The following is a 20,453-nucleotide window of genomic DNA, read 5'->3' on the forward strand; positions in this document are numbered from 1 at the left end:
TAGACCTGTCACAAACTCACGATATGTGAAGGACCGACATGGCCGCGGAAGACGGAAAGAAGCAACTTTTGCACCTGGTGTTCGGCGGCGAACTCAAGAATCTGAGCGGAGCCGAATTCCGCGACCTCGACGCGCTCGACATCGTTGGTATCTATCCCGATTATCAGTCCGCGAAAGCGGCGTGGAAAGCCAAGGCCCAAGCCAGCGTCGACAATGCCCATATGCGTTATTTCGTCGTTCACCTGCACCGGTTGCTCGACCCCGACAACAAGGCTGCCAGTTAACATCGATGGACCATGAAGCAGTGAAAGGGCTGGCCACGAGATCCGCGGGCAGAAGGCGCCGTGGCGGCACCTCGAAGACATTCTGGCGCAGAATACGCGAACCGCTGGCGCAATCGCGATTCGTCAAGAACGCCATCGCCAGCCTGTTCGCGCAGTTCGTTCGCCTCATCCGCCTGACCAACCGTGTGGTCGACGGATCGACGCAGATGTCGGGCGGCGCCTACCGGCAATTCGAGCCGGGCATCATTGCGCTGTGGCACGGTCAGCATCTTCTGACCCCGGCCTACTATCCCAAGGGACGGCAGCTGGTCGCCATGGTGTCGCGCAGCGCCGACGCCGAGCTCAACGCGCTGATGCTCGAGAGGTTCGGCATCGAGGCGGTGCGCGGCTCGGGCGGGCGCCAAAACTCGAAGCATCTCGACAAGGGCGGCGCCAAAGCGCTGCTTGCCCTGAAAAAGTCGCTCGCCGCCGGCAAGAACGTCGCCATGATCGCTGACATTCCGCATGGCACGCCGCGCGACGCGGGGCTTGGCATCGTTCTCCTGGCGCGGCTTTCGGGCCGGCCGATCCTGCCCGCCGCCATCGCCACCAGCCGCCGCAAGGTGCTGGAGCGCAGCTGGGACAAGACCACGATCAATCTGCCGTTCGGCCGCTCCTCGATCGTCGTGGGAGCGCCGGTCTTCGTTCCGGCCGACGCTGATGAGGCCAAAATGGAACGCAAGCGCCAGGAGGTCACGGCCGCGCTCAACGCCGCGACCGCCGAGGCCTACCGTCTCGTGGATGGCTCGAAATGAGCGAGCGCTGGGCGCGCACCTTCCTGACGGCGTATCGTTTCGCAGGCGCAGCCGCCTATCCGCTGATCGGGCCCTATGTCGCCTGGCGCACCTCCAGGGGCAAGGAAGACCGAATTCGCCGCCGCGAGCGCTATGGCATCGCCGGACGCGAGCGCCCCGAGGGGCCGCTGATCTGGATCCATGCGGCGAGCGTCGGCGAGACCATCGCCGTCGTGCCGCTGGTCGAGAGCATCCTCGACTATGGCGTCAACATCGTGCTGACGACGGGGACCGTCACCTCCGCTCAGGTTGCCGACGAACGGCTCGGCGACCGCATCATCCACCAATATGTGCCCCTCGACCTCAAGCCGGCGGTCAGCCGCTTCCTCGACCATTGGCGGCCGGATCTGGCGATCATCGCCGAATCGGAGATCTGGCCGATGACCATCCTGGAGCTCGGCGCGCGCCGTGTGCCGCAGGTGCTGGTCAATGGCAGGTTGTCGGACCGTTCGTTCAAATCCTGGAAGAAGCGCGCCAACATCGCCGAGGCGCTGTTCGAGAATCTCGCCCATGTCGTCGCTCAATCGCAAATCGATGGCGAGCGCTTCCTCTCGCTCGGCGCCCGGCCGGTCACCGTGTCCGGCAACCTCAAGGTCGACACCACGCCGCCGCCGGCCGATGAACGGGCGTTGTCCGCGCTGAAGCGCCAGATCGGCACCCGCCCGACCTGGGCGGCGATCTCGACCCATGACGGCGAGGAGGTGGTGGCCGCCGAAGTTCACGCGACGCTGCACAAGCGTCACCACGGTCTTTTGACGATCGTCGTGCCGCGCCATCCCGATCGCGCCGAAGCGCTAGCGGCGCAGATTTCCGGCATGGGCCTGAAAGTCGCGCGGCGCAGCAAGGGCGACAGGATCACCGCCGATACGGACATTCTGCTCGGCGACACGATCGGCGAGATGGGGCTTTATCTCAGGCTGACCGAGATCGCCTTCGTTGGCCGTTCGCTCACCTCGCAGGGTGGCCAGAACCCGCTGGAGCCAGCCATGCTCGACACGGCGGTGCTGTCCGGCCGCAATGTCCAGAATTTTCGCGAGGCCTATCAGCGCCTGCTCGACAGCGGCGGCGCCAAGCTGGTGCGCGACCGCGACATGCTGGCCGGCGCCGTCAATTTCCTTTTGACCAACGAGGTGGCGCGCCACGAGATGATAGCAGCGGGTGCGGCGACCGTCGACGAGATGCGCGGCGCGCTGGCGTGCACACTGAAGTCGCTCGAGCCCTACATCCAGCCGTTGGTCGTCAAGTCGCGCCTCAAGGGCGCCAACGGCCGCTAAAGTGGCCAGCGAAGCGCCACCCTTCTGGTGGGAAGAACCGGACTGGCGCGCGCTGGCGCTGGCGCCGCTGTCCGCGATCTATGCACTCGTTGCCGGCCGCCGCATGCGCTCGGCGGCGCGCGAAAAGGTCGAGGCGCCGGTGCTGTGCGTCGGCAACTTCACCGTCGGCGGCACCGGAAAGACGCCGGTGGCGATCGCGCTGGCCGGACAGGCCAGGCGCATGCAGCTCAATCCCGGTTTCCTGTCGCGCGGCCATGGCGGCTCGTTCGGCGAGCCGCATGTCGTCGATCGCCATCACGACGCCGCCAGGCATGTCGGCGACGAGCCGCTGCTTCTGGCCGAACACGCGCCGGTCGCGGTGACGCCGAACCGCGCCGCCGGCGCGCGTCTTCTACTGGAAAAACACGGCTGTGATTTCCTGATCATGGATGACGGCTTCCAGAGCGCGCGCATCCATATCGATTACGCGCTGGTCGTCGTCGACGCACGCTACGGCGTCGGCAATGGCCGTGTCATTCCCGGCGGTCCGCTCAGGGCTGGTATCGTCGACCAACTGGTCTTCACCAGCGCGCTGCTGAAGATGGGCGAGGGCCTTGCTGCCGATGCGGTCGTCCGCCAGGCGGCGCGCGCCGGCCGGCCGATCTTCGAGGCGCGTACACGGCCAAGCAGCAAGGCGGGGCTGGCCGGCAAGCGGTTTCTGGCCTTTGCCGGCATCGGCCATCCCGACAAATTCTTCGACACGGTCCGTGAGGCCGGCGGCGAAGTCGCGCTGACCCGGTCGTTTCCTGATCATCATTTCTACGGCGAGGACGAGCTTGCCGAACTGGCAACGACGGCGCGCCGTGCCGGGCTTGGCCTCATCACCACCGCCAAGGACGCCGCCCGGCTGCGCCACGATGCCGCGCCCGCCGATTTCCTTGGGCAGCTCGATGTGCTGGAGATCGACACCGTGTTCGATCCTGACCACGTGCCCGAACGCATCATCGACGAGACGCTCGATGCCTGGCGGCAGCGCAAGCTGAAGGGTGAGCAGTGGACGCTTCGTCATCCTAGGGCGGAGCGACGCGAAGCGGAGCGCAGACCCTAGGATCCATGCCGCGACATGGGAGCGCCACAACGGTGCAGAACCTGCAGTGCGGAAGTCAGGCAGAAGGGATCGCAACCTTTGCGCCGCTGCGTTCTTCGGCCGAACTCACGGCATGGATCCCAGGGTCTCCGCGACGTCGCTTCGCTCCTGCTTCGCCCTGGGATGACGAAGGAGAGGTGACTACCGCCGGCTGCGCAACTCCGGATGCGCCTCGATCTCGCGGCGCAGCGAGGCGGCGGCACTCACATAGGGCTCTTGCCTGGCGACACTCCAGTATTTGAGCTCATCGAGCGGGATGCTTTCGCCGGTGACCGCGCAGCGCACGAAGGCGCCAGGGCTGGTCACCTGGAAGTCGCCGTCGAGGTAGCGGATACGGGCTTCCTTGCCGCCAGGGCCTTCGAAACGGTTCATCATGAGGTGGCGCCAAGGTTCATGACGATGTCATCGCCACAAATCGCGGGCAAGGTCAAGCTTGGAGCGAGATGAAGCGGGCAGCGAGGCGCGGGAAACGCGGGCTCAGCGCAAAGCCGGTTGGCCCGGGGCATAGCATATTTGTTCTTGCTTTGTGCCGGCAGTTATGCTATGGATTTAAGCATGGTGCTGATTTGCGCCAACGACCCGCCGCCGAGGCGGGTTTTTATTTCAGGCCTCGGTGCCATCTTCAAGCCGCAAGGTGGACGCCCGGTATCTTACTGCTCGGCCGCGATGAAATCCTCGATTGTCTCCGCCGCCAGCCCAGCCTGCAGCGCGATGCGCCGCGCAAGCTCGGCTGCGGCGGCGCGCGGCCGCCCCATCGGCCGGTCGAGCCAGTAGGATATCGGGCTCAGCACGATGCGGTCGTCGACAGCGGCGATGCGGCCCGACGTCAGCTGATGCTTGGTCATCGGCGGCCGCGCCAGCGCGATGCCGAGGCCATGGGCCGCGGCGTCGAGCACCAGATTGTAGTCCTCGAAGCGGCGGTCCTGCGGGCGCGGGCGATAGTCCATGTCCTGCGCACCAAACCAGGCGCGCCAGGCCGAGGCGTCCGAATCGTTGATCAGCGGGAATTTGAGCAGCCGGGCAGGGTCGCCGCGGCCGATCTCCCTGGCGAGGTCCGGCGAGGCGATCGGGAAGACATGTTCCTCGAAAAGCTGCACCGAGACGCGGCCCGGGATGCGGCCGCGGCCGCAGCGGATCGACAGATCGATACCCTCCTCGGCGAGGTCCGCCTGGCGGATGTCGACATCGAGCACGATGCGCAGCTTGGACGGGTTGTTTTCCAGCTCTGCCATGCGCGGCATCAGCCACAGCCCGCTGACCGAGGGGATAGAGGTCAGCCGCACCACGGCGGTGCCGCGCGGCTCGACCCAGCGGTCCGAATTGCTGGATATCAAGGCGAAGGCCTCGCTGGTGCGCAGATGCAGCCGGTTGCCTTCGATCGTCAGCGAAACGCCGCGCGCGCCGCGATCGAACACTTTGAGCCCGAGCCAATCCTCGAGCTTGGCGATCTGCCGGCTGACGGCGCCATGGGTGATGTTGAGTTTTTCGGCGGCGGCCGAAAAACTGCCTGTCCGCGCCGCGGCGTCGAAGGCGCGCAGGGTTTCGAGCGGCAGCATCGTGTCGGAGCTGTGATCCATAGTCACAGCTCACTCTCGATTTGGTCGTTTGTCAACCGGCCCGCAATGGCGTTTTCTGCCTCCGGGACAATAAAGCACGAGGATGTGAGATGAGCGCCTATGCCGGAACGTTGAATACGACACAGCGGATGGACACCACGGCAGCCATCGCTGTGGCACTGACGGTGGTTGGCTGGGCCTCTGCCTTTCCGGCAATCCGCGCCGGCCTCGCCGCCTTCGGGCCGCTGGAACTCGGCGCGCTGCGCTTCGCCATCGCGGCGGTGCCGGCGGCGATCTTCCTCGCCGTCAAGCGGCCGGCGCTGCCCCGGCTCGACGAGTTGTGGCGCTTTGCGATCGGCGGCGTCGTCTTCGTTGCGCTGTATACGGTAATGCTCAACTACGGTGAGCTGACGGTTTCTGCTGGTGCTGCCGGCTTCATCATCAATGTGAGCCCGATCTTCACCGCGATCATGGCGATGGCGCTGCTCGGCGAACGTTTTTCGGGCGTGGCCTGGCTCGGCACCGCCATTTCCTTCGCCGGCATCGGCATCATTGCGATGGGCGAGGGGCAGGGCCTGAATTTCAACACCGGCGCGCTGCTGGTTTTGGGTTCGGCGCTGTGCTCGGCGGTCAACACCATCGTCCAGAAGCCGCTGTTTGCCCGCCATCATCCGCTGACCATTTCGGCTTCCAACATGGTGCTCGGCGCACTCTGCCTGGTGCCCTTCCTGCCGAGCGGCCTGTCGCAGGCGGCGGTCGCCGATACCGCCGGCCTCGGGGCCGTCATCTTTCTCGGCATCGTGCCGAGCCTGATCGCCTACGCCGCCTGGGCAACAGCACTTTCCCGCCTGCCGGCAGCCCGCGCCTCGAACTTCCTCTACCTGGTTTCGCCAGTGGCGACGTCGATCGGCTTCTTCTGGCTCGGCGAAGTGCCGACGCTGCTCGGCATCATCGGCGGCGCGCTGGCTCTGGGCGGCGTCATCGTGGTGAATTTGAAAAGGTGAATCAGAGGGTTGTAAGGTTTTCCTGACTTAAAATGATCGCCTGCTCAGGGGCTCTGCACTGGTTGACGAGCAAGCGAGCTTACAAAGTGGGAAATCTGACGGTTGCCACGCAATCTCATCACCGGCACAAGCGGTCCCCTGGCCAAGCGCTCCGCCTCGATGAACGGCCGACTGTTGCGATCGAAATTCCAGACGTAGCGCAGAAACAACAAAAACTCCTTGTCCAGCCTATCGTGGCATCCTTCCGCGATATCGGGCCGGGGCCGGTTCAATGCGCTGCGCAATACGACCCGGCTCAAACATCTTACGCGAGGGGTGTCGAGCCAGACGACGAGATCAGCTCTGGGAAGCCTCAAATCGAAGGTCTGGCGATGATAGTTTCCCTCGCACACCCAGCCATCACCGGAGATGGCCTCGCTAACGCGTGCGCGGAAAACCTCGTATTGAGATTTGGTCCAGCCTGGCCCCCAGAACAACTTGTCCAAGTGCACGACCGGCAATTTCAACCGTTCGCCCACTTCCCTTGCTAGGGTTGATTTACCGCTTCCGGCATTTCCGAGGATGACTATCCGTTGCACAAAGCGACCTCAGAAAGCGGTGAGGGGAGCAACTCAACCCTGTAGTCTTTACCGCCGCCCGAACAGCCTCTCGATATCCGCGAGCTTGAGTTCGATATAGGTCGGGCGGCCGTGGTTGCAGGTGCCGGAGCCCGGCGTCGCCTCCATCTGGCGCAGCAGCGCGTTCATCTCTTCTGCCCTGAGCAGCCGGCCGGAGCGCACCGAACCGTGGCAGGCCATGGTCGCGGCTATCCTGTCCAGCCGCTCCTTCAGCGTGTCGACCGTGTCGTTGTCGGCGATCTCGTCGGCAAGGTCGCGCACCAGCTGCTGAACGTTGGTCTCGCCGAGCATCGACGGCGTCTCGCGCACGGCGACGGCGCCGGGGCCGAAACGCTCGATGGCGAGGCCGAAGCGGGCCAGCGTTTCGGAATGCAAGGCGAGCCGCTCGGCATCCTCTTCGGCCAAGTCGACGATCTCGGGCAGAAGCAACATCTGCGACGGCACGGCGCGTGAATGCAGTGCGTTCTTCAACGCCTCATAGACCAGCCGCTCATGCGCCGCATGCTGGTCGACGATGACAAGCGAATCCGTGGTCTGCGCGACAATGTAGTTCTCATGCACCTGCGCGCGTGCGGCACCCAGCGCCGTGCCAAGCAGCGTCTGTGTGGCTTCGTCCTGCCCGGCGCGCGCGTCGGCGCTGTGAAGCGGTCCGGCGTCGAATGCCGCCTGCTCGTTTTCGCCGAAGCCGCCATCAGCAAATCCCATATCCAGCGGCCGCTGCGGCGAGCGGGAGGGGTCGAAACCGGCGGAGCCTGAGGCCCGGTAGGCCGCCTCGTAGCTGCGGTGGCCATTGGCCGGTCCTGGATGCGCATAGGACGCCGCGCCCGGCCGGAATGCCGCCATCATGCCAGCGGCCCCGGTGGTGGCGGCCCGGATGCCGGCGTTGGCGAGCGCCTCGCGAATGGCGCCGACGATCAGCCCGCGCACCAGTCCCGGATCGCGGAAGCGGACGTCGGCCTTGGCCGGATGGACATTGACGTCGACGATGGCCGGATCGAGCGTCAGGAACAGCACCGTCACCGCATGGCGATCGCGCGGCAGCACGTCGGCGAAGGCACCGCGGATGGCGCCGGCAATCAACTTGTCGCGCACCGGCCGGCCGTTGACATAGGCATATTGCTGCAGCGCGTTGGCGCGGCTGAAGGACGGGATCGAGACGTGGCCAGCAAGGTGCACGCCGTCTCGGCTTGCGTCGATGGCGATGGAATTGTCCGGAAAGTCGGCGCCCATCACTTGCGCGACGCGGCGCAGTCGTCCTTCGGGGCCGTCGCCGGCCGCCGAAAGGTCCAGCGTCGAGCGGTCGGAGCCGGCCAGCGTGAAGCGCACGGCGGGGAAGGCGATCGCAATCCGCTTGACCACGTCGCTTATCGCCGAGCTTTCGGCGCGCTCGCCCTTCATGAATTTGAGCCGCGCCGGCGTGGCGAAGAACAGGTCGCGCACCTCGACCGTGGTGCCGCGATTGGCGGCCGCCGGCTTGACGGCCGACACGCGTCCGCCCTCGATGCCGATCTCGGCGGCGCTGTCGCCGTTGGCCGTTCGCGAGCGGATCGACAGCCGCGCCACCGAGCCGATCGACGGCAGCGCCTCACCGCGAAAGCCGAGCGAGCGGATGTCGTGGATGTCTTCAGTGAGCTTCGAGGTGCAGTGCCGTGCGATCGCCAGCGCCAGTTCCTGTTCGGGAATGCCCGCACCGTCGTCGGTGACACGGATCAGGTTCAGCCCGCCGCCGGCGGTGACGATCTCTACTCTGGCAGCACCGGCATCGAGCGCATTCTCGACCAGTTCCTTGACCACGCTTGCCGGACGCTCGATGACTTCGCCGGCGGCGATCTGGTTGATCATCGTTTCGGAAAGCTGGCGGATGGGCATGAGGCACTATAGGCGGATTCGTGGTCGATGCGGGAGGGGTAGAATTGCCTGCAGGATAGATCAGTTTACAGCGCGGATTTCGCGCACGCCCTTGCGCAGTCGCCGGCGCAACAAATTGCGCAGCGTCACCCCATCGCCGTAGCCGACCTTCGCGGCGATCTGCTCGACGCTGTCGGACGTGGTCTTCAATAGATGCACCGCATGCTCGACGCGCAAATCCTGGAAATAGGACAGCGGTGTCTTGCCGAGCACGTCGTTGACCCGCCGCGACAGGGTGCGTTTGCTAGCGCCGAGCGTAGCCGCCGCCTCATCCAGGTTGAAGCCGGTGGCGAGATGATCACGCGCCCAACGCTCGAAGCGTTCCACCAGCGGGTTCGAATGAGTGAGATGGTCTGATATCGCATAGGCAGATTGCAGCGGCCGGCTGTCGACGATCAGATATTTCGCGGTCAGCGCCGCCAGTTCCGGGCTTGTCTGCCGGATCACCATCAAGGCGAGGTCGATATGGCCAAGTGCGGCCCCGGCGGTGACGAACTGCCCGTCATTGACCAGCATGCGCGAGGCATCGAGCCGCACCTGCGGGTAGCGTTGGCGAAACATTGGCGCCAGCCACCATGTCGTGGTCGACGGCCGCCTATCGAGCAGGCCCGTTTCAGCTAAGACGAAGGTGCCGATGCAGGCGGCACCGATGCGCGTGCCGGCATTAGCGATAGCACGCAACGCTGTGACCGCCTCGGCAATGTCCACCCGCAGCAACGCCTCGCGCAGCGGGTCTGGCATTTTCTGACTAAGCGCAGGGATCACCAGCCAGTCGGGAACAGGCTCGCTGCCTATTGCCGTCACCGGCACCTGCAGGCCTTGCGCCGTGCACACCGTTTCGCTCACCCCGACAATGGTCGTGGCGAAGCGGCAGGGCGTTGCCGGCAGCATCACGGCCAGTTCGTTGGCGGTGCCGAACACGTCGAGCACCGTGGCCAGTCCGGTATCGAAAACACCATCGAGGGCAAGGACAGAAATGTTCATGGCAAAAATGATATCAAAGATGTCATTTTTGCCAGTACGCTTTTCGTTACGCTTCTGCGATTGTTGCTCCCGACGGTCCGATCGGCCGCGCACAACGACCAACGTGGAGGAGAAGACTGATGATCAAGCTCGCATTGTTCGCACGCTTCGAAGCCAAGCCCGGCAAGGAGAATGACATCGCCGCATTCTTGAAGACAGGCCTGCAACTGGCCAATCAAGAGGCCAAGACGCCGATCTGGTTTGCGCTCAGGCTGAGCCCCAGCGTGTTCGGCGTGTTCGATGCCTTTCATGACGAGACGGGGCGGCAGGCGCATCTCACCGGCGAGATCGCGAAGGCGCTGATGGCCAACGCCGAAACGCTGTTCGTCGGTCCGCCGACTATCGACCAGATCGATGTGCTCGGGCTGAAGAACGACGGTTCCGTCTGACCTGCGCCCATGCGCGCTGCGGTCCGGCCATGTGCCGGATTGCAGCGGCAGCCTCACGCCTGCGCGGCCAGCCAGTCCCGCACCTTGCGGGCGTTGTCGCTGAGGTCGCGGTTCTTCGGCCAGGTGACGTAGAACGCCTTACCGGTCCTCAGCACATGATCGGTCACGCGCACCAACAGCCCGGTCGTCAGCAGCCGCTCGGCGAGGTGCCGCCAGCCAAGCGCGATGCCTTGCCCTTCCATGACCGCCTGGATCACCAGCGCGTAGTCGTTGATGCGCAGGCCGCGCCCGGCGTCGGCCTCCTTCAGGCTGGCCCCGGCTGACGCGAACCACTCCTCCCAGCTTGCAGCCTCGCGAAACGGCTCCTCGAGGTGGATGAGGCGATGTGACGCCAATTCCTCGACCGTCCGCGGCAGGCCGAACTTCGCCACATAGCTGGCGCCCGCGACCGGGAATATCTCCTCGTCGGCCAGCGGCAGGCCATGATAGTCCGGCCATTGCTTCGGATCACCACCGCGGACCCCGAGCGGAATGCCCTCGGCGATGATGTCGAGGTCGCGGTCGGCGGTCTGGATGCGCAGATCGATGCCCGGCAATTCGTCGCGGAACTGCTGCAGGCGCGGCATCATCCAGAACGAGCCGAAGGCCGTCGATGCGGCAAGCGTCACATGGCCGCCGGTTGCCTGCAGGCGCAGATCCTCCGCCGACTTGCGGATATGCGACAGCCCAAGCGAAACGTCGGCATGGAAACGCTCGCCGGCCTCGGTCAGGCTGACCTGGCGGTGGCGGCGTTGGAAAAGCTTGGCGCCAAGTTGTTCCTCCAGGCCACGCACCGCATAGGAGACGGCCGCCTGGGTCATGCCGAGCTCCCGCCCGGCGGCGGTGAAGCTCGACAGCCGCCCGGCCGCCTCGAAGACGATCAGGCTGCCGGCGGAGGGCAACAGGTGGCGCAGGTTTCGCATAAGCTGACCTTATACAAGAGATCAGGATTTTCCAGCGTCACAGTCATATTTCGTCTCGCTAAGTTGACTGTCATGGGGAGGAAGGAGTTGCCATGAACGCACAGGCCGCCGAAGTGACCGAACACGCCAACCGCCGCAGCGGCGGCCGGCTGGGGCGCAAGGCGCTGCGGGGGGCTCCCGTGACGTCGTTTCCGACCCTGGTCCGCCAGATTCCCGTCTACCAGATGGTGCCGGACGAGGCGGTGGAGCTGATCCACCAGGAATCGCTCTCGATCCTCGAAGAGGTGGGATGCGAATTCCGCGACGACGAGGCCATTGCACTCTGGAAGGCGGCGGGAGCAGACGTCTCGGAGACGAGAGTCCGCATCGACCGCGCGCTTTTGATGGAGCTTGTATCGAAGGTCCCGCCGGAGTTCACGCTCAATGCGAGGAATCCGCAACGTTCGGTGCGCGTTGGCGGACAAAACTCCATCTTCGTGCCGATGTACGGCGCGCCCTACGTGCGCGATTTGGAGAACAACCGGCGCTACGGCACGCTCGCCGACCTTCAGAATTTCCATAAGCTCGCCTACATGGCGCCGGCGCTGCACTCGTCGAGCTCGATCATCTGCGAGCCGATGGAAATCCCGGTGCCGAAGCGTCACCTCCACATCATCCATTCGGCGCTGAAGCACTCCGACAAGCCGTTCATGGGCATCGTGACCTCCAAGGATCGGGCGGAAGACACGATGGCGATGGCAGGCATCGTCTTCGGCGAGGATTTTGTCCGCGACAACCCGGTGCTGGTGGCGATCACCAACTGCAATTCGCCGCTGGTCTGGGATGCCACCATGCTGGACGCGATGAAGGTCTATGCGCGCCACAACCAGCCGCTGATTCTGGCACCCTTCGCGCTGTGCGGCGCCTCGACTTCCGCCTCTGCAGTAGGCGCGGTCGCGCAGGTCAATGCGGAAGCACTGGCGGGCGTCGCGTTCACACAGCTGCTGCGTCCAGGTTCGCCGCAGATCTACGGGCAGTTCATGGTCACGGTCGACATGAAGACCGGCGCTCCCATGGGCGGCACGCCGGAGGCGGCCCAGATGATGTATCTGATGGGAGCACTGGCGCGGAAATACCGGCTGCCGTGGCGCACGTCCGGCTTCCATGTCGGGTCGAAGCTGAACGACGCCCAGGCAGGCTACGAGGCGAACATGCTGATGCATGCCGCCATCCTTGCCGGCGCCAACTATATCTGGCATTCCGCCGGATGGCTCGAGGCCGGCCTGACCTGCGGCTATTCCAAATTCGCGACCGACTGCGAACAGCTCGTCGGCTGGTACAAATACGCAGGCGGGCTCTCCTTCGACGATTTCAAGGACGCGATGGCGGCGATCCGCGAGGTCGGCCCGGCCGGCCATTTCCTCGGCACCCAACACACGCTCGAACATTTCGAGTCCGCCTTCTTCATGCCCAGCATCATGGACTTCAATTCGTACGAACAGTGGAAGGCTGAAGGGGCAAAGGACCACGACACCCGCGGCCGCGAGAAAGCCCGCAACATGCTTGCGGATTATGAGGAGCCGAAGCTCGACGAGGGTATCGCCGAGGGTCTCAAGGATTTGATCGCGCTGCGGGAGGAAAAACTGCCGGACAGCGTTAGTTGATGCAAAAGGGCGAAGACCCGACGAAACGACAAGGGAGGAAAAAATGACATTCTTCAGAAGCAACGGCGACCACGTGCCGAGCGCCATCGAGGCGATGGCGGACGAGGCGCGCGCGGGTCGCATGGACCGGCGCGAGTTCCTGGCGCTGGCAAGCGCCTTCGGCGCATCGACGGCCCTTGCCTACGGCATGATCGGTCTTGCCGCGCCGCAACAGGCCCTGGCCGAAGAGCCGAAGAAGGGCGGAACGCTGCGCGTTTCGATGTCGGTCAAGGCGCAAAAGGACCCGCGCACTTACGACTGGGTGGAACTTGCGAACATCTCGCGCTGCTGGCTCGAGCCGCTTGTCCGCTATACGCGCGAATTCACATTCGAGCCGGTCTTGCTCGAAAGCTGGGACGTCAACGACGACGCCACCGAATACGTGCTGCACGTGCGCAAGGGCATCACCTGGAACAACGGCGATGCTCTCAACGCCGATGACGTTGTCCACAATCTGACGCGCTGGTGCGAGAAGGGTGCCGCCGGCAATTCGATGGCCGCCCGCGTCGGCGCGCTGATCGACGAAAAAACCGGCAAGGCCAGGGAAGGAGCAATCACCAAGGTCGATGACAACACGGTCAAGCTGACGCTTAACGAACCGGATATCTCGCTGATCCCCAACTTCACCGACTATCCGGCGCTCGTCGTCCACCGCAATTTCGATGCCGACGGCGCTGATCCGCTCGCCAAGCCAATCGGCACCGGGCCGTTCGAACTTGTGTCCTATTCGGTCGGCCAGAATGCGGTCGTCAAGCGTCGTGAGAGCGGCAAGTGGTGGGGCGGTGAAGCGCCGCTCGACGGTGTCGAATTCATCGACTACGGCACCGACTTCAACGCCTCGGTGAACGCATTCGAGTCCGGCGAGATCGATGTCAATTTCGAGACACCCGCCGACTTCATAGACATCCTCGACAAGATGGATCTGATGAAATCGGAGGTCGCGACAGCAACGACGCTCGTTGCCCGGACCAACATCACGCACAAGCCCTACGATGACCAGCGGGTGCGCAACGCCCTGCAAATGGCCGTCGACAACAATGCGGTGCTTCAACTTGGCTATGCCGGGCGGGGCACCCCCGGTGAAAACCACCACGTCAGCCCGATCCATCCGGAATACTACCCGCTGCCCAAGAAGACACGCGACGCGGCGGGCGCCAAGAAGCTGATGGCTGATGCCGGACAGGCCGACTTCGAGCATGAACTGATCACCGTCGAGGACGATTGGCAAAAGAACACCGGCGACGCGATCGCCGGCCAGCTGCGTGATGCCGGGATCAAGGTGAAGCGCACGGTGCTGCCGGGGTCGACCTTCTGGAACGACTGGACGAAATATCCCTATTCCATGACCATCTGGTACATGCGCCCGCTCGGCGTCCAGGTGTTGGCGCTCGGCTATCGCACCGGCGAGGCCTGGAATGAGACGGCGTTCTCGAATCCCGATTTCGACGCCAAGCTCAAAGAAGCTCTTTCGCTCATCGACGTCGCCAAGCGCAAGGAGGTGATGAAGGACGTCGAGCAGATCCTGCAGGATTCGGGCGTCATCATCCAGCCGTTCTGGCAGAAGCTGTACAGCCACATGGACAAGAAGGTGAAGAATTACGCTGTCCACCAGACCTTCGAGATGGATCTCCAGAACGTCTGGCTGGACGCCTGAGTTAACGCCCAAGGGATTTCATGGGCCGCAAAAAAGCCGGGATGCAGGATTCGTGGTATTGAACGGTTCCCACCACGAAATCCTGGAGATGATCGGATGAGACTGACAGTGCTTGCCGCCGCCCTCTCGATCTTAGGACCTACGGCCGCCCTGGCCGGGTCGGCATCCAATGCGGTGAAGTTCTTCTACATGCCCGAGGTCAAGTTCGAGGCCGATGCGAAATACCGCGACCGTTTCACCGAGCCGGTGACCAAGCTGTTCGACCTCAACGACCAGGCGCGGAAGAACAAGCCGGATGAAGTGCCTTGCATCGACTTCGCCCCCGGTCTCGATGCGCAGGACTATGACGAAAAGACCGTCGCCGAGACGCTGAAACTGTCGGAAGCGGTAGATGGCGACAGCGCCGACGTGACGGTGACCTTCAACCTCTTCCCGGAAGGCGATGATTCCAAACGCGAAATGGTCTGGTCTCTGAAGAAGGTCGACGGCAAATGGAAAGTCGCCGACATCGCCTCCAAATCCAGCGGCTGGACGTTGAGTGCGCTCGAATGCCTGGCCGGCCAGACTCCGGAGTGAGGCCATGGCCTGCGCCCTGGCCCTGGCGACTGTGTGCCTGCTGGCGGCGGGGTTGAGCAGCGCCGCTGCTCAGGGCCTGTTCGGCACGCCGCCCGCAAGCGCCCCGTCCGCAACGCCGCCGGCGGATAACGTAGGGGAAGCGCCGGTGCGGCCGGGTTCGCCGACCGCGGTGGTGAAACCGTTCTACGAGCATGTCGGGCTCGAGCTCGATCCGGCTCAGCGCGGCCATTTCGCCGATCCCGCGAAGTCGGTGCTCGACAAGAGCGATGCGTTGCGCAAATCCGGGCAGGGCGAATGCCTCGATCCCAACATGGCGCTCGACAATGCGCAATACGACAAGGCCGAGATCGACAAGAGCCTGAAGACCATCGAAGCGGTCGATGGCGACGAGGCCAAGGTCGTCGCCGCCTTCGTCGCCGCCGGCAATCCGCACCGGCTGGAATGGAAATTCAAGAAGGTCGACGGCGACTGGAAAGTCGCGGACCTGCTTTCGGTGACCGGCGAATGGGCGCTCAGCCAGTATCAGTGCGAATAGGGGAACCGATGAAGATCACCAACATCCGCGTCACCCATGTCAACGTTCCGCTCGACGCTCCGTTCTGGTGGACGGCCGGCCTCTACGGCGGCGCCTCGAAGTCGATCATCGAGGTCGAGACGGACGAAGGTGTGGTCGGACTGGGCGAGGCGCCGTGGTGGCATTTCGGCGAGGTGATCAAGGCCGAGATCGCGCCGGCGCTGATCGGCGCCGATCCGCTCGACCTCGCCGACTGCGAGGCGCGCTGCGTGCCGCCCTGGCAGATCACCGCCAACACCGGCGAGAATGCCGCCTCCGTGGCCTTCGGCGCCGTCGAACTGGCGCTGTGGGACATCAGGGGCAAGGTGTTTGGCATGCCTCTCTATAAGCTGCTCGGCGGCGCGGTGCGCAAGGACATTCCGTTTTCGGAATATTTCTCCTTTCGCGCCGCCGCGCAGGGCGGGGCAGGTGGCGAGATGACGCCCGAGGCGATCGTCGATTACTGCCTCAGGATGCGCGAGCAGCACGGCTCGACGATTTTCGAGGGCAAGCTGATCATGGGCGATCCCGAGCTCGAGATCAGGACGGTGCGCATGCTGCGCGAGGCGCTCGGCGAGAAGGCGCAGATCAAGCTCGATTCCAACATGCAGTGGTCGCTGACCACGGCGCGCTGGGTGCTGCGCGAGATCGAGCCATTCAACATCCGCAACTACGAGGATCCGGTCGCGACCTTCGAGGAGATGGCGGCACTTCGCCAGCATTCGCGCATTCCGTTCTCCACGCATGTCCCGGATCTCAGACGGGCCGTCGCGCTCGGCGCGCCGGATACCTTCGTCTGCAATTTCGCGGCACTCGGCGGCCTGTCGAAGACCCTGAAATTCATCGCCGCCTGCGAGGCGATGGGCAAGGGGTTCTGGTGCTATTCGAACGATCTCGGCATCATGACATCGGCCTATCTGCACGTCGTCGCCGCCACGCCATGGATCACCGAGGCATCGCAGTCACTGTTTGCCTGGCAGATCGGCGACGTCATCAAGGACGGTCCGTTCCGGCAGAAAGACAACACGGTGCGCGTGCCGGAAGGCGACGGGCTCGGCGTTGAACTCGATCCTGCCGCGATGAAACGCTGGGCCGGGCACTTTGCCGAGCACGGGCCTATGGGCCATTTCAGCGATCCGAACAATCCCGGCCGCTACCGGCGGCTGCCGCTCAACTGACGCCATGGGCTTGCGCGACGGATCAGGCTCACCCGCGCCCGCGATAGGGCGCCACGCCTGTGTCGGGCAGCCAGGCGCCTTCCGGCGGCGCGCCGGTCTGCCAGAACACGTCGATCGGAATGCCGCCGCGCGGATACCAGTAGCCGCCGATGCGCAGCCACAAGGGCTTGGTCGCCGCGACGATGCGGCGGCCGATCATCACGGTGCAGTCTTCGTGGAAGGCGCCATGGTTGCGGAACGAGGTCATGAACAGTTTCAGCGACTTCGATTCCACCAGCAGCGTGTCGGGCGCGTAGTCGATGACGATATGGGCGAAGTCCGGCTGGCCGGTGACCGGGCAGAGCGAGGTGAATTCCGGGCAGGTGAAGCGCACGATGGCCGGCGGCCCGTCACCGCGCGAAAACGGCACGGTCTCCAGGACCGCAGCTTCGGGGCTCCGTGGCGTCTCGACGTGCGCGCCGAGCTGGGTGAGGTTCTTGGTATCGATCATAGCGGTTGTTCCTTGGATTTGCCGCTCATTAGCATCGGACCGAAAAGTGCGCAGCGGTTTTCGGATAAATCCGATGCTTAACTAAAGAGCTGGAGCAGCACACGCTGCTCCAGCACAATTTGAAACAGCAGGAAGACGATGACCAGCAACGATCCGCTTCTCCAGCCTTACCAGCTCAAACATCTGACGCTGAAGAACCGTGTCATGTCGACCAGTCACGAGCCGGCCTATTCCGAGGACGGCATGCCGAAAGAGCGCTACCGGCTCTACCATGCCGAAAAGGCCAAGGGCGGCATGGCTTTGACCATGACCGCCGGCTCGGCGATCGTCTCGCGCGACAGCCCCGCCGCCTTTGGCAACCTGCATGTCTATGACGACCGCATCGTGCCGTGGCTCACGGAGCTCGCCGATGCCTGCCACGAGCATGACTGCAAGGTGATGATCCAGATCACCCATCTCGGCCGCCGCACCGGCTGGAACAAGGCCGACTGGCTGCCGGTGCTTTCGGCCTCACCGGTGCGCGAGCCGGCGCATCGCGCCTTTCCAAAGACCATCGAGGACTGGGACATCGAGCGCATCGTCGCCGACTACGCTTCCGCCGCCCAGCGTTGCCAGGCCGCCGGTCTCGACGGCATCGAGTTCGAGTCCTACGGCCATCTGATGGACGGTTTCTGGTCGCCGGCCACCAACCATCGCGACGACGAGTTTGGCGGCTCGCTCGACAACCGCCTGCGCTTCACCAACATGGTGCTCGACGCCGTGCGCTCGGCTGTCGGCCAAGAATTCGTCGTCGGCATCCGCATGGTCGCCGACGAGGATTTCGAAAAAGGCCTGTCGAAGGCAGAGGGCGTCGAGATCGCCAGGCGGCTGGCCGGCTCCGGCAAGGTCGATTTCCTCAACATCATCCGCGGCTCGATCGAGACCGATGCCGCGCTGACCAGGGTCATCCCGGTGACCGGCATGCGCTCCTCGCCGCATCTCGATTTCGCCGGCGAGGTGAGGGCGGCGACGAAATTCCCGACCTTCCACGCGGCGCGCATTTCCGACGTCGCCACCGCCCGCCACGCCATCGCCGCCGGCAAGCTCGATATGGTCGGCATGACCCGCGCCCACATTGCCGACCCGCATATCATCCGCAAGGTGATGGAGGGCCGCGAGCATGAGATCCGCCCTTGCGTCGGCGCCACCTATTGCCTCGACCGCATCTATGAGGGTGGCGAGGCGCTGTGCATCCACAACGCGGCAACCGGCCGCGAGGCTGAGATCCCGCACATCATCGCGAGGACCGAGGGACCGAAGCGAAACGTGGTCGTCGTCGGCGGCGGGGCCGGAGGGTTGGAGGCGGCGCGCGTTGCTGCAGAGCGCGGGCACCAGGTGACGGTGCTGGAAGCATCGAGCCAGGCCGGCGGCCAGGTGCGGCTGGCGACACAGAACCCGCGCCGCAAGGAACTGATCGGCATCATCGACTGGCGGCTGGCCGAACTCGACCGGCTCGGCGTCGAGATCCGCTACGACACCTGGGCGGAGAAGGACGATATTCTGGCGCTGTCGCCCGACGTAGTGGTGGTCGCCACCGGCGGCCTGCCGCAGAACCCGCCGCTGGCGGCAGGCGACAGCCTCGTCACCTCGAGCTGGGACATTATGGCCGGCAGCGTCAAGCCGGCCGAGAACGTCCTTCTCTATGACGACAATGGCGGCCATCAGGGCATGGGCGCGGCCGAGATCATAGCCAACAGCGGCTCGAGGCTGGAGCTGGTTTCACCCGAGCGCTTTTTTGCGCCTGAAATGGGCGGAATGAACCACGTCCCCTATATGCGTGCCTTCCAGGAGAAGGGCGTCACCATCACCATCAACACGCGGCTGCGCTCGGTGCGGCGCGAGGGCAATCAGCTGGTTGCGGAGCTCGGCTCAGACTTCGCTGATGGCTGGCGCGGCGAGCGGCGGGTCGACCAGGTTGTGGTCGAGCACGGCACGCTGCCGCTCGACGACCTCTATCTGGCGCTGAAGCCGCTGTCGAAGAACAGCGGCGCGGTGGATTACGAGCGACTGGTCAACGGCGGCAACATTTTCCCGGCACGCAATCCGGAAGCGCGCTTCGTGCTCTTCCGCATCGGCGATGCGGTGGCATCACGCAACATCCACGCCGCCATCTATGACGGCATCAGGTTCGGGTTGCGGATCTGAGGACTGTCGATTGGTGGCGCGCAGCCGAACCTCTGTACGGAGAGCCACCAGGCACTTCAGCCCGGTCTGCGCGCCGCGCACGCCGCCGGCCTGTTGCCGGACACCGTACGATCTTGTGAACCGTGATTGCGGCAGGGCCAGGCCGTTCAAAACATCCTGGCAACCGCCATGCACAGCACCGTGACCACCAGCAGTCCGCCGGCGATGCGTTCGCCTCTTGTCATTTTGGCGCGCAATTGGGTCTGCATCACCGCGTTTGCACCAGCCAGTTGCCTGCTGGCGGAGCCGACCAACGCCCCCTGGACGCCGGCGGCGATCAAGGCCGTCACGATGCCCAGCGCCAGAACTTTCTCCATCGAGCCGAAAACGCCTTCATGGAAGAAATACCAGAGCAGAATGCCGGTGACGAAAACCATGCCGGCCGCACCCATTTGCGGCCGGAAAAACCGTTCGATCCGAATCTCGGGATCGCGGGCGACCGCGATGGTCGTACCGGCCCAGAACACACCAGCCAGGACGTGAAGGCCGAGGACGATGATGTAGACATATTGCATGGCCGCATTTCCTCTTTTTTGCCCACCACTAGCCATTAGGTTAGATATCTAATGATTAGATGTCAATGTATAGGCTTGAACCAGTTCCATCGGCCTTGCCCTTGCTCTAGTGTCGGATCATGACGCCCTTTGACCGCCCGCCTGTCGGGATGAATCTCGCCCGCACCGCCAAGCTTGTCGCACAGGCCTTCGACGCTGCCTTGGTCGAAGCGGGCGGCACACTGCCGGTCTGGGTCACTCTGCTGTCGGTCAAGTCGCGGGAACTCGCCAACCAGCGCGAACTCGCCGGCATGATCGGCATCCAGGGCGCGACGCTGACCCACCATCTGAACGCGATGGAGACGCAAGGCCTGCTGACCCGGCGCCGCGATCCCGAGAACCGCCGGGTCCACCAGGTCGAACTGACCGAAGCCGGAGAGGCTCTTTTCCTAAAATTGCGGACAGCAGCGCTTGCCTTCGACAAGCGGCTTCGGGCCGGGTTGCCCGACGACAAGTTGGCGGACTTCGCGGAAGTGCTTGCGGCGCTGCGGGCTAATATCGAAGGATAGCTGGAGCAGCCCGAAATTTAGCGAATGTGTTTCAGCCGTCATAGCCGGAGATCGCGCC

21 protein-coding genes are annotated in these 20,453 nt (G+C 64.3%); 13 read left to right on the plus strand and 8 right to left on the minus strand.

What is annotated here, in order from left to right; translation table 11 throughout:
- The first annotated feature begins 38 nt into the window (after positions 1-38).
- The 4 genes from EJ066_RS19970 to lpxK are packed head-to-tail and all read left to right on the plus strand — an operon-like array spanning position 39 to position 3,478.
- On the plus strand, positions 39-284 hold the full coding sequence (locus EJ066_RS19970) for a DUF4170 domain-containing protein (RefSeq protein WP_126040913.1): 246 nt from the start codon (positions 39-41) through the stop codon (positions 282-284).
- A gap of 5 nt (positions 285-289) precedes the next feature.
- Positions 290-1,078, plus strand: coding sequence for a lysophospholipid acyltransferase family protein (locus tag EJ066_RS19975; RefSeq protein ID WP_126040915.1), 789 nt, complete (start codon positions 290-292; stop codon positions 1,076-1,078).
- Complete coding sequence (waaA, locus tag EJ066_RS19980) at positions 1,075-2,391, plus strand: lipid IV(A) 3-deoxy-D-manno-octulosonic acid transferase (protein WP_126040917.1); 1,317 nt, start codon at positions 1,075-1,077, stop codon at positions 2,389-2,391. Before EJ066_RS19975 ends, waaA begins: the two co-directional genes overlap by 4 nt.
- A 1-nt stretch (position 2,392) precedes the next feature.
- Positions 2,393-3,478, plus strand: a complete 1,086-nt coding sequence (lpxK, locus tag EJ066_RS19985; protein WP_126040919.1) for a tetraacyldisaccharide 4'-kinase — start codon at positions 2,393-2,395, stop codon at positions 3,476-3,478.
- Between the two features lie 180 nt (positions 3,479-3,658).
- Here lpxK and EJ066_RS19990 read toward each other — a convergent pair whose 3' ends face one another.
- Both EJ066_RS19990 and EJ066_RS19995 read right to left on the minus strand, forming a co-directional pair.
- Positions 3,659-3,892 carry a DUF2093 domain-containing protein gene (locus EJ066_RS19990; protein WP_027153867.1) on the minus strand — a complete coding sequence of 78 codons (234 nt, stop codon included), beginning with the start codon at positions 3,890-3,892 and terminating at the stop codon, positions 3,659-3,661.
- A 275-nt stretch (positions 3,893-4,167) separates the two neighbouring features.
- The gene (locus EJ066_RS19995; protein WP_126040921.1) at positions 4,168-5,094 is read right to left on the minus strand and encodes a LysR substrate-binding domain-containing protein; all 927 of its coding nucleotides are present in this window, start codon (positions 5,092-5,094) and stop codon (positions 4,168-4,170) included.
- An 89-nt stretch (positions 5,095-5,183) separates the two neighbouring features.
- On the opposite strand from EJ066_RS19995, the gene EJ066_RS20000 reads away from it, so the two are divergent.
- Positions 5,184-6,077, plus strand: coding sequence for a DMT family transporter (locus EJ066_RS20000; RefSeq protein ID WP_126040923.1), 894 nt, complete (start codon positions 5,184-5,186; stop codon positions 6,075-6,077).
- 44 nt (positions 6,078-6,121) lie between these two features.
- Here EJ066_RS20000 and EJ066_RS20005 read toward each other — a convergent pair whose 3' ends face one another.
- From EJ066_RS20005 to EJ066_RS20015, 3 genes are all read right to left on the minus strand, one after another.
- Entirely contained in the window at positions 6,122-6,568 is a 447-nt protein-coding gene (locus EJ066_RS20005) for an AAA family ATPase (protein ID WP_245455222.1), read from the minus strand.
- A 135-nt stretch (positions 6,569-6,703) separates the two neighbouring features.
- Positions 6,704-8,563: a DNA mismatch repair endonuclease MutL gene (mutL, locus tag EJ066_RS20010; RefSeq protein WP_126040927.1), complete on the minus strand. Its 1,860-nt coding sequence runs from the start codon at positions 8,561-8,563 to the stop codon at positions 6,704-6,706.
- 60 nt (positions 8,564-8,623) lie between these two features.
- Positions 8,624-9,586: a helix-turn-helix domain-containing protein gene (locus EJ066_RS20015; protein ID WP_126040929.1), complete on the minus strand. Its 963-nt coding sequence runs from the start codon at positions 9,584-9,586 to the stop codon at positions 8,624-8,626.
- 119 nt (positions 9,587-9,705) lie between these two features.
- Between EJ066_RS20015 and EJ066_RS20020 the strand changes: the two genes are divergently transcribed.
- Positions 9,706-10,014 (plus strand): antibiotic biosynthesis monooxygenase, encoded by a 309-nt coding sequence (locus tag EJ066_RS20020; RefSeq protein ID WP_126040931.1) that lies wholly within the window; start codon positions 9,706-9,708, stop codon positions 10,012-10,014.
- Positions 10,015-10,067: 53 nt separating this feature from the next.
- On the opposite strand, the gene EJ066_RS20025 is transcribed toward EJ066_RS20020, so the two are convergent.
- On the minus strand, positions 10,068-10,976 hold the full coding sequence (locus tag EJ066_RS20025; RefSeq protein WP_126040933.1) for a LysR substrate-binding domain-containing protein: 909 nt from the start codon (positions 10,974-10,976) through the stop codon (positions 10,068-10,070).
- Positions 10,977-11,068: 92 nt separating this feature from the next.
- On the opposite strand from EJ066_RS20025, the gene EJ066_RS20030 reads away from it, so the two are divergent.
- From EJ066_RS20030 to EJ066_RS20050, 5 genes are all read left to right on the plus strand, one after another.
- A complete protein-coding gene (locus EJ066_RS20030; RefSeq protein ID WP_126040936.1) occupies positions 11,069-12,619 on the plus strand; it encodes a trimethylamine methyltransferase family protein in 1,551 nt (516 codons plus the stop codon).
- A 43-nt stretch (positions 12,620-12,662) separates the two neighbouring features.
- A complete protein-coding gene (locus tag EJ066_RS20035) occupies positions 12,663-14,312 on the plus strand; it encodes an ABC transporter substrate-binding protein (protein ID WP_126040938.1) in 1,650 nt (549 codons plus the stop codon).
- Between the two features lie 96 nt (positions 14,313-14,408).
- Positions 14,409-14,888 (plus strand): DUF3828 domain-containing protein, encoded by a 480-nt coding sequence (locus tag EJ066_RS20040; protein WP_126040940.1) that lies wholly within the window; start codon positions 14,409-14,411, stop codon positions 14,886-14,888.
- Between the two features lie 4 nt (positions 14,889-14,892).
- A complete protein-coding gene (locus EJ066_RS20045) occupies positions 14,893-15,423 on the plus strand; it encodes a hypothetical protein (protein ID WP_126040942.1) in 531 nt (176 codons plus the stop codon).
- 8 nt (positions 15,424-15,431) lie between these two features.
- A complete protein-coding gene (locus EJ066_RS20050) occupies positions 15,432-16,619 on the plus strand; it encodes a mandelate racemase/muconate lactonizing enzyme family protein (protein ID WP_126040943.1) in 1,188 nt (395 codons plus the stop codon).
- 28 nt (positions 16,620-16,647) lie between these two features.
- Here the strand turns inward: EJ066_RS20050 and queF are convergent, their stop codons facing one another.
- Positions 16,648-17,109 carry a preQ(1) synthase gene (gene queF / locus EJ066_RS20055; protein ID WP_126040945.1) on the minus strand — a complete coding sequence of 154 codons (462 nt, stop codon included), beginning with the start codon at positions 17,107-17,109 and terminating at the stop codon, positions 16,648-16,650.
- Positions 17,110-17,247: 138 nt separating this feature from the next.
- Between queF and EJ066_RS20060 the strand changes: the two genes are divergently transcribed.
- Positions 17,248-19,293, plus strand: a complete 2,046-nt coding sequence (locus tag EJ066_RS20060; protein ID WP_126040948.1) for an NADH:flavin oxidoreductase — start codon at positions 17,248-17,250, stop codon at positions 19,291-19,293.
- Positions 19,294-19,439: 146 nt separating this feature from the next.
- Here EJ066_RS20060 and EJ066_RS20065 read toward each other — a convergent pair whose 3' ends face one another.
- The gene (locus EJ066_RS20065) at positions 19,440-19,847 is read right to left on the minus strand and encodes a hypothetical protein (protein ID WP_126040950.1); all 408 of its coding nucleotides are present in this window, start codon (positions 19,845-19,847) and stop codon (positions 19,440-19,442) included.
- A 119-nt stretch (positions 19,848-19,966) separates the two neighbouring features.
- On the opposite strand from EJ066_RS20065, the gene EJ066_RS20070 reads away from it, so the two are divergent.
- Positions 19,967-20,395, plus strand: coding sequence for a MarR family winged helix-turn-helix transcriptional regulator (locus EJ066_RS20070; protein ID WP_126040953.1), 429 nt, complete (start codon positions 19,967-19,969; stop codon positions 20,393-20,395).
- The last annotated feature ends 58 nt before the right edge of the window (positions 20,396-20,453 follow it).

Origin of the sequence: Mesorhizobium sp. M9A.F.Ca.ET.002.03.1.2 (assembly GCF_003952365.1) — a bacterium.
Lineage (GTDB): Bacteria > Pseudomonadota > Alphaproteobacteria > Rhizobiales > Rhizobiaceae > Mesorhizobium.

Excerpts from the sequence above, each read along its gene's own strand:
- EJ066_RS20060 (WP_126040948.1), top strand. The coding sequence starts at position 17,248 with ATGACCAGCAACGATCCGCTTCTCCAGCCTTACCAGCTCAAACATCTG.
- EJ066_RS20040 (WP_126040940.1), top strand. The coding sequence starts at position 14,409 with ATGAGACTGACAGTGCTTGCCGCCGCCCTCTCGATCTTAGGACCTACG.
- EJ066_RS20015 (WP_126040929.1), bottom strand. The coding sequence starts at position 9,586 with ATGAACATTTCTGTCCTTGCCCTCGATGGTGTTTTCGATACCGGACTG.
- EJ066_RS19990 (WP_027153867.1), bottom strand. The coding sequence starts at position 3,892 with ATGATGAACCGTTTCGAAGGCCCTGGCGGCAAGGAAGCCCGTATCCGC.
- EJ066_RS20050 (WP_126040943.1), top strand. The coding sequence starts at position 15,432 with ATGAAGATCACCAACATCCGCGTCACCCATGTCAACGTTCCGCTCGAC.
- EJ066_RS20000 (WP_126040923.1), top strand. The coding sequence starts at position 5,184 with ATGAGCGCCTATGCCGGAACGTTGAATACGACACAGCGGATGGACACC.
- mutL (WP_126040927.1), bottom strand. The coding sequence starts at position 8,563 with ATGCCCATCCGCCAGCTTTCCGAAACGATGATCAACCAGATCGCCGCC.
- EJ066_RS20045 (WP_126040942.1), top strand. The coding sequence starts at position 14,893 with ATGGCCTGCGCCCTGGCCCTGGCGACTGTGTGCCTGCTGGCGGCGGGG.
- EJ066_RS19975 (WP_126040915.1), top strand. The coding sequence starts at position 290 with ATGGACCATGAAGCAGTGAAAGGGCTGGCCACGAGATCCGCGGGCAGA.
- EJ066_RS20030 (WP_126040936.1), top strand. The coding sequence starts at position 11,069 with ATGAACGCACAGGCCGCCGAAGTGACCGAACACGCCAACCGCCGCAGC.
- EJ066_RS20070 (WP_126040953.1), top strand. The coding sequence starts at position 19,967 with ATGACGCCCTTTGACCGCCCGCCTGTCGGGATGAATCTCGCCCGCACC.
- EJ066_RS20035 (WP_126040938.1), top strand. The coding sequence starts at position 12,663 with ATGACATTCTTCAGAAGCAACGGCGACCACGTGCCGAGCGCCATCGAG.
- EJ066_RS19995 (WP_126040921.1), bottom strand. The coding sequence starts at position 5,094 with ATGGATCACAGCTCCGACACGATGCTGCCGCTCGAAACCCTGCGCGCC.
- waaA (WP_126040917.1), top strand. The coding sequence starts at position 1,075 with ATGAGCGAGCGCTGGGCGCGCACCTTCCTGACGGCGTATCGTTTCGCA.
- queF (WP_126040945.1), bottom strand. The coding sequence starts at position 17,109 with ATGATCGATACCAAGAACCTCACCCAGCTCGGCGCGCACGTCGAGACG.
- EJ066_RS19970 (WP_126040913.1), top strand. The coding sequence starts at position 39 with ATGGCCGCGGAAGACGGAAAGAAGCAACTTTTGCACCTGGTGTTCGGC.
- EJ066_RS20020 (WP_126040931.1), top strand. The coding sequence starts at position 9,706 with ATGATCAAGCTCGCATTGTTCGCACGCTTCGAAGCCAAGCCCGGCAAG.
- EJ066_RS20025 (WP_126040933.1), bottom strand. The coding sequence starts at position 10,976 with ATGCGAAACCTGCGCCACCTGTTGCCCTCCGCCGGCAGCCTGATCGTC.
- EJ066_RS20065 (WP_126040950.1), bottom strand. The coding sequence starts at position 19,847 with ATGCAATATGTCTACATCATCGTCCTCGGCCTTCACGTCCTGGCTGGT.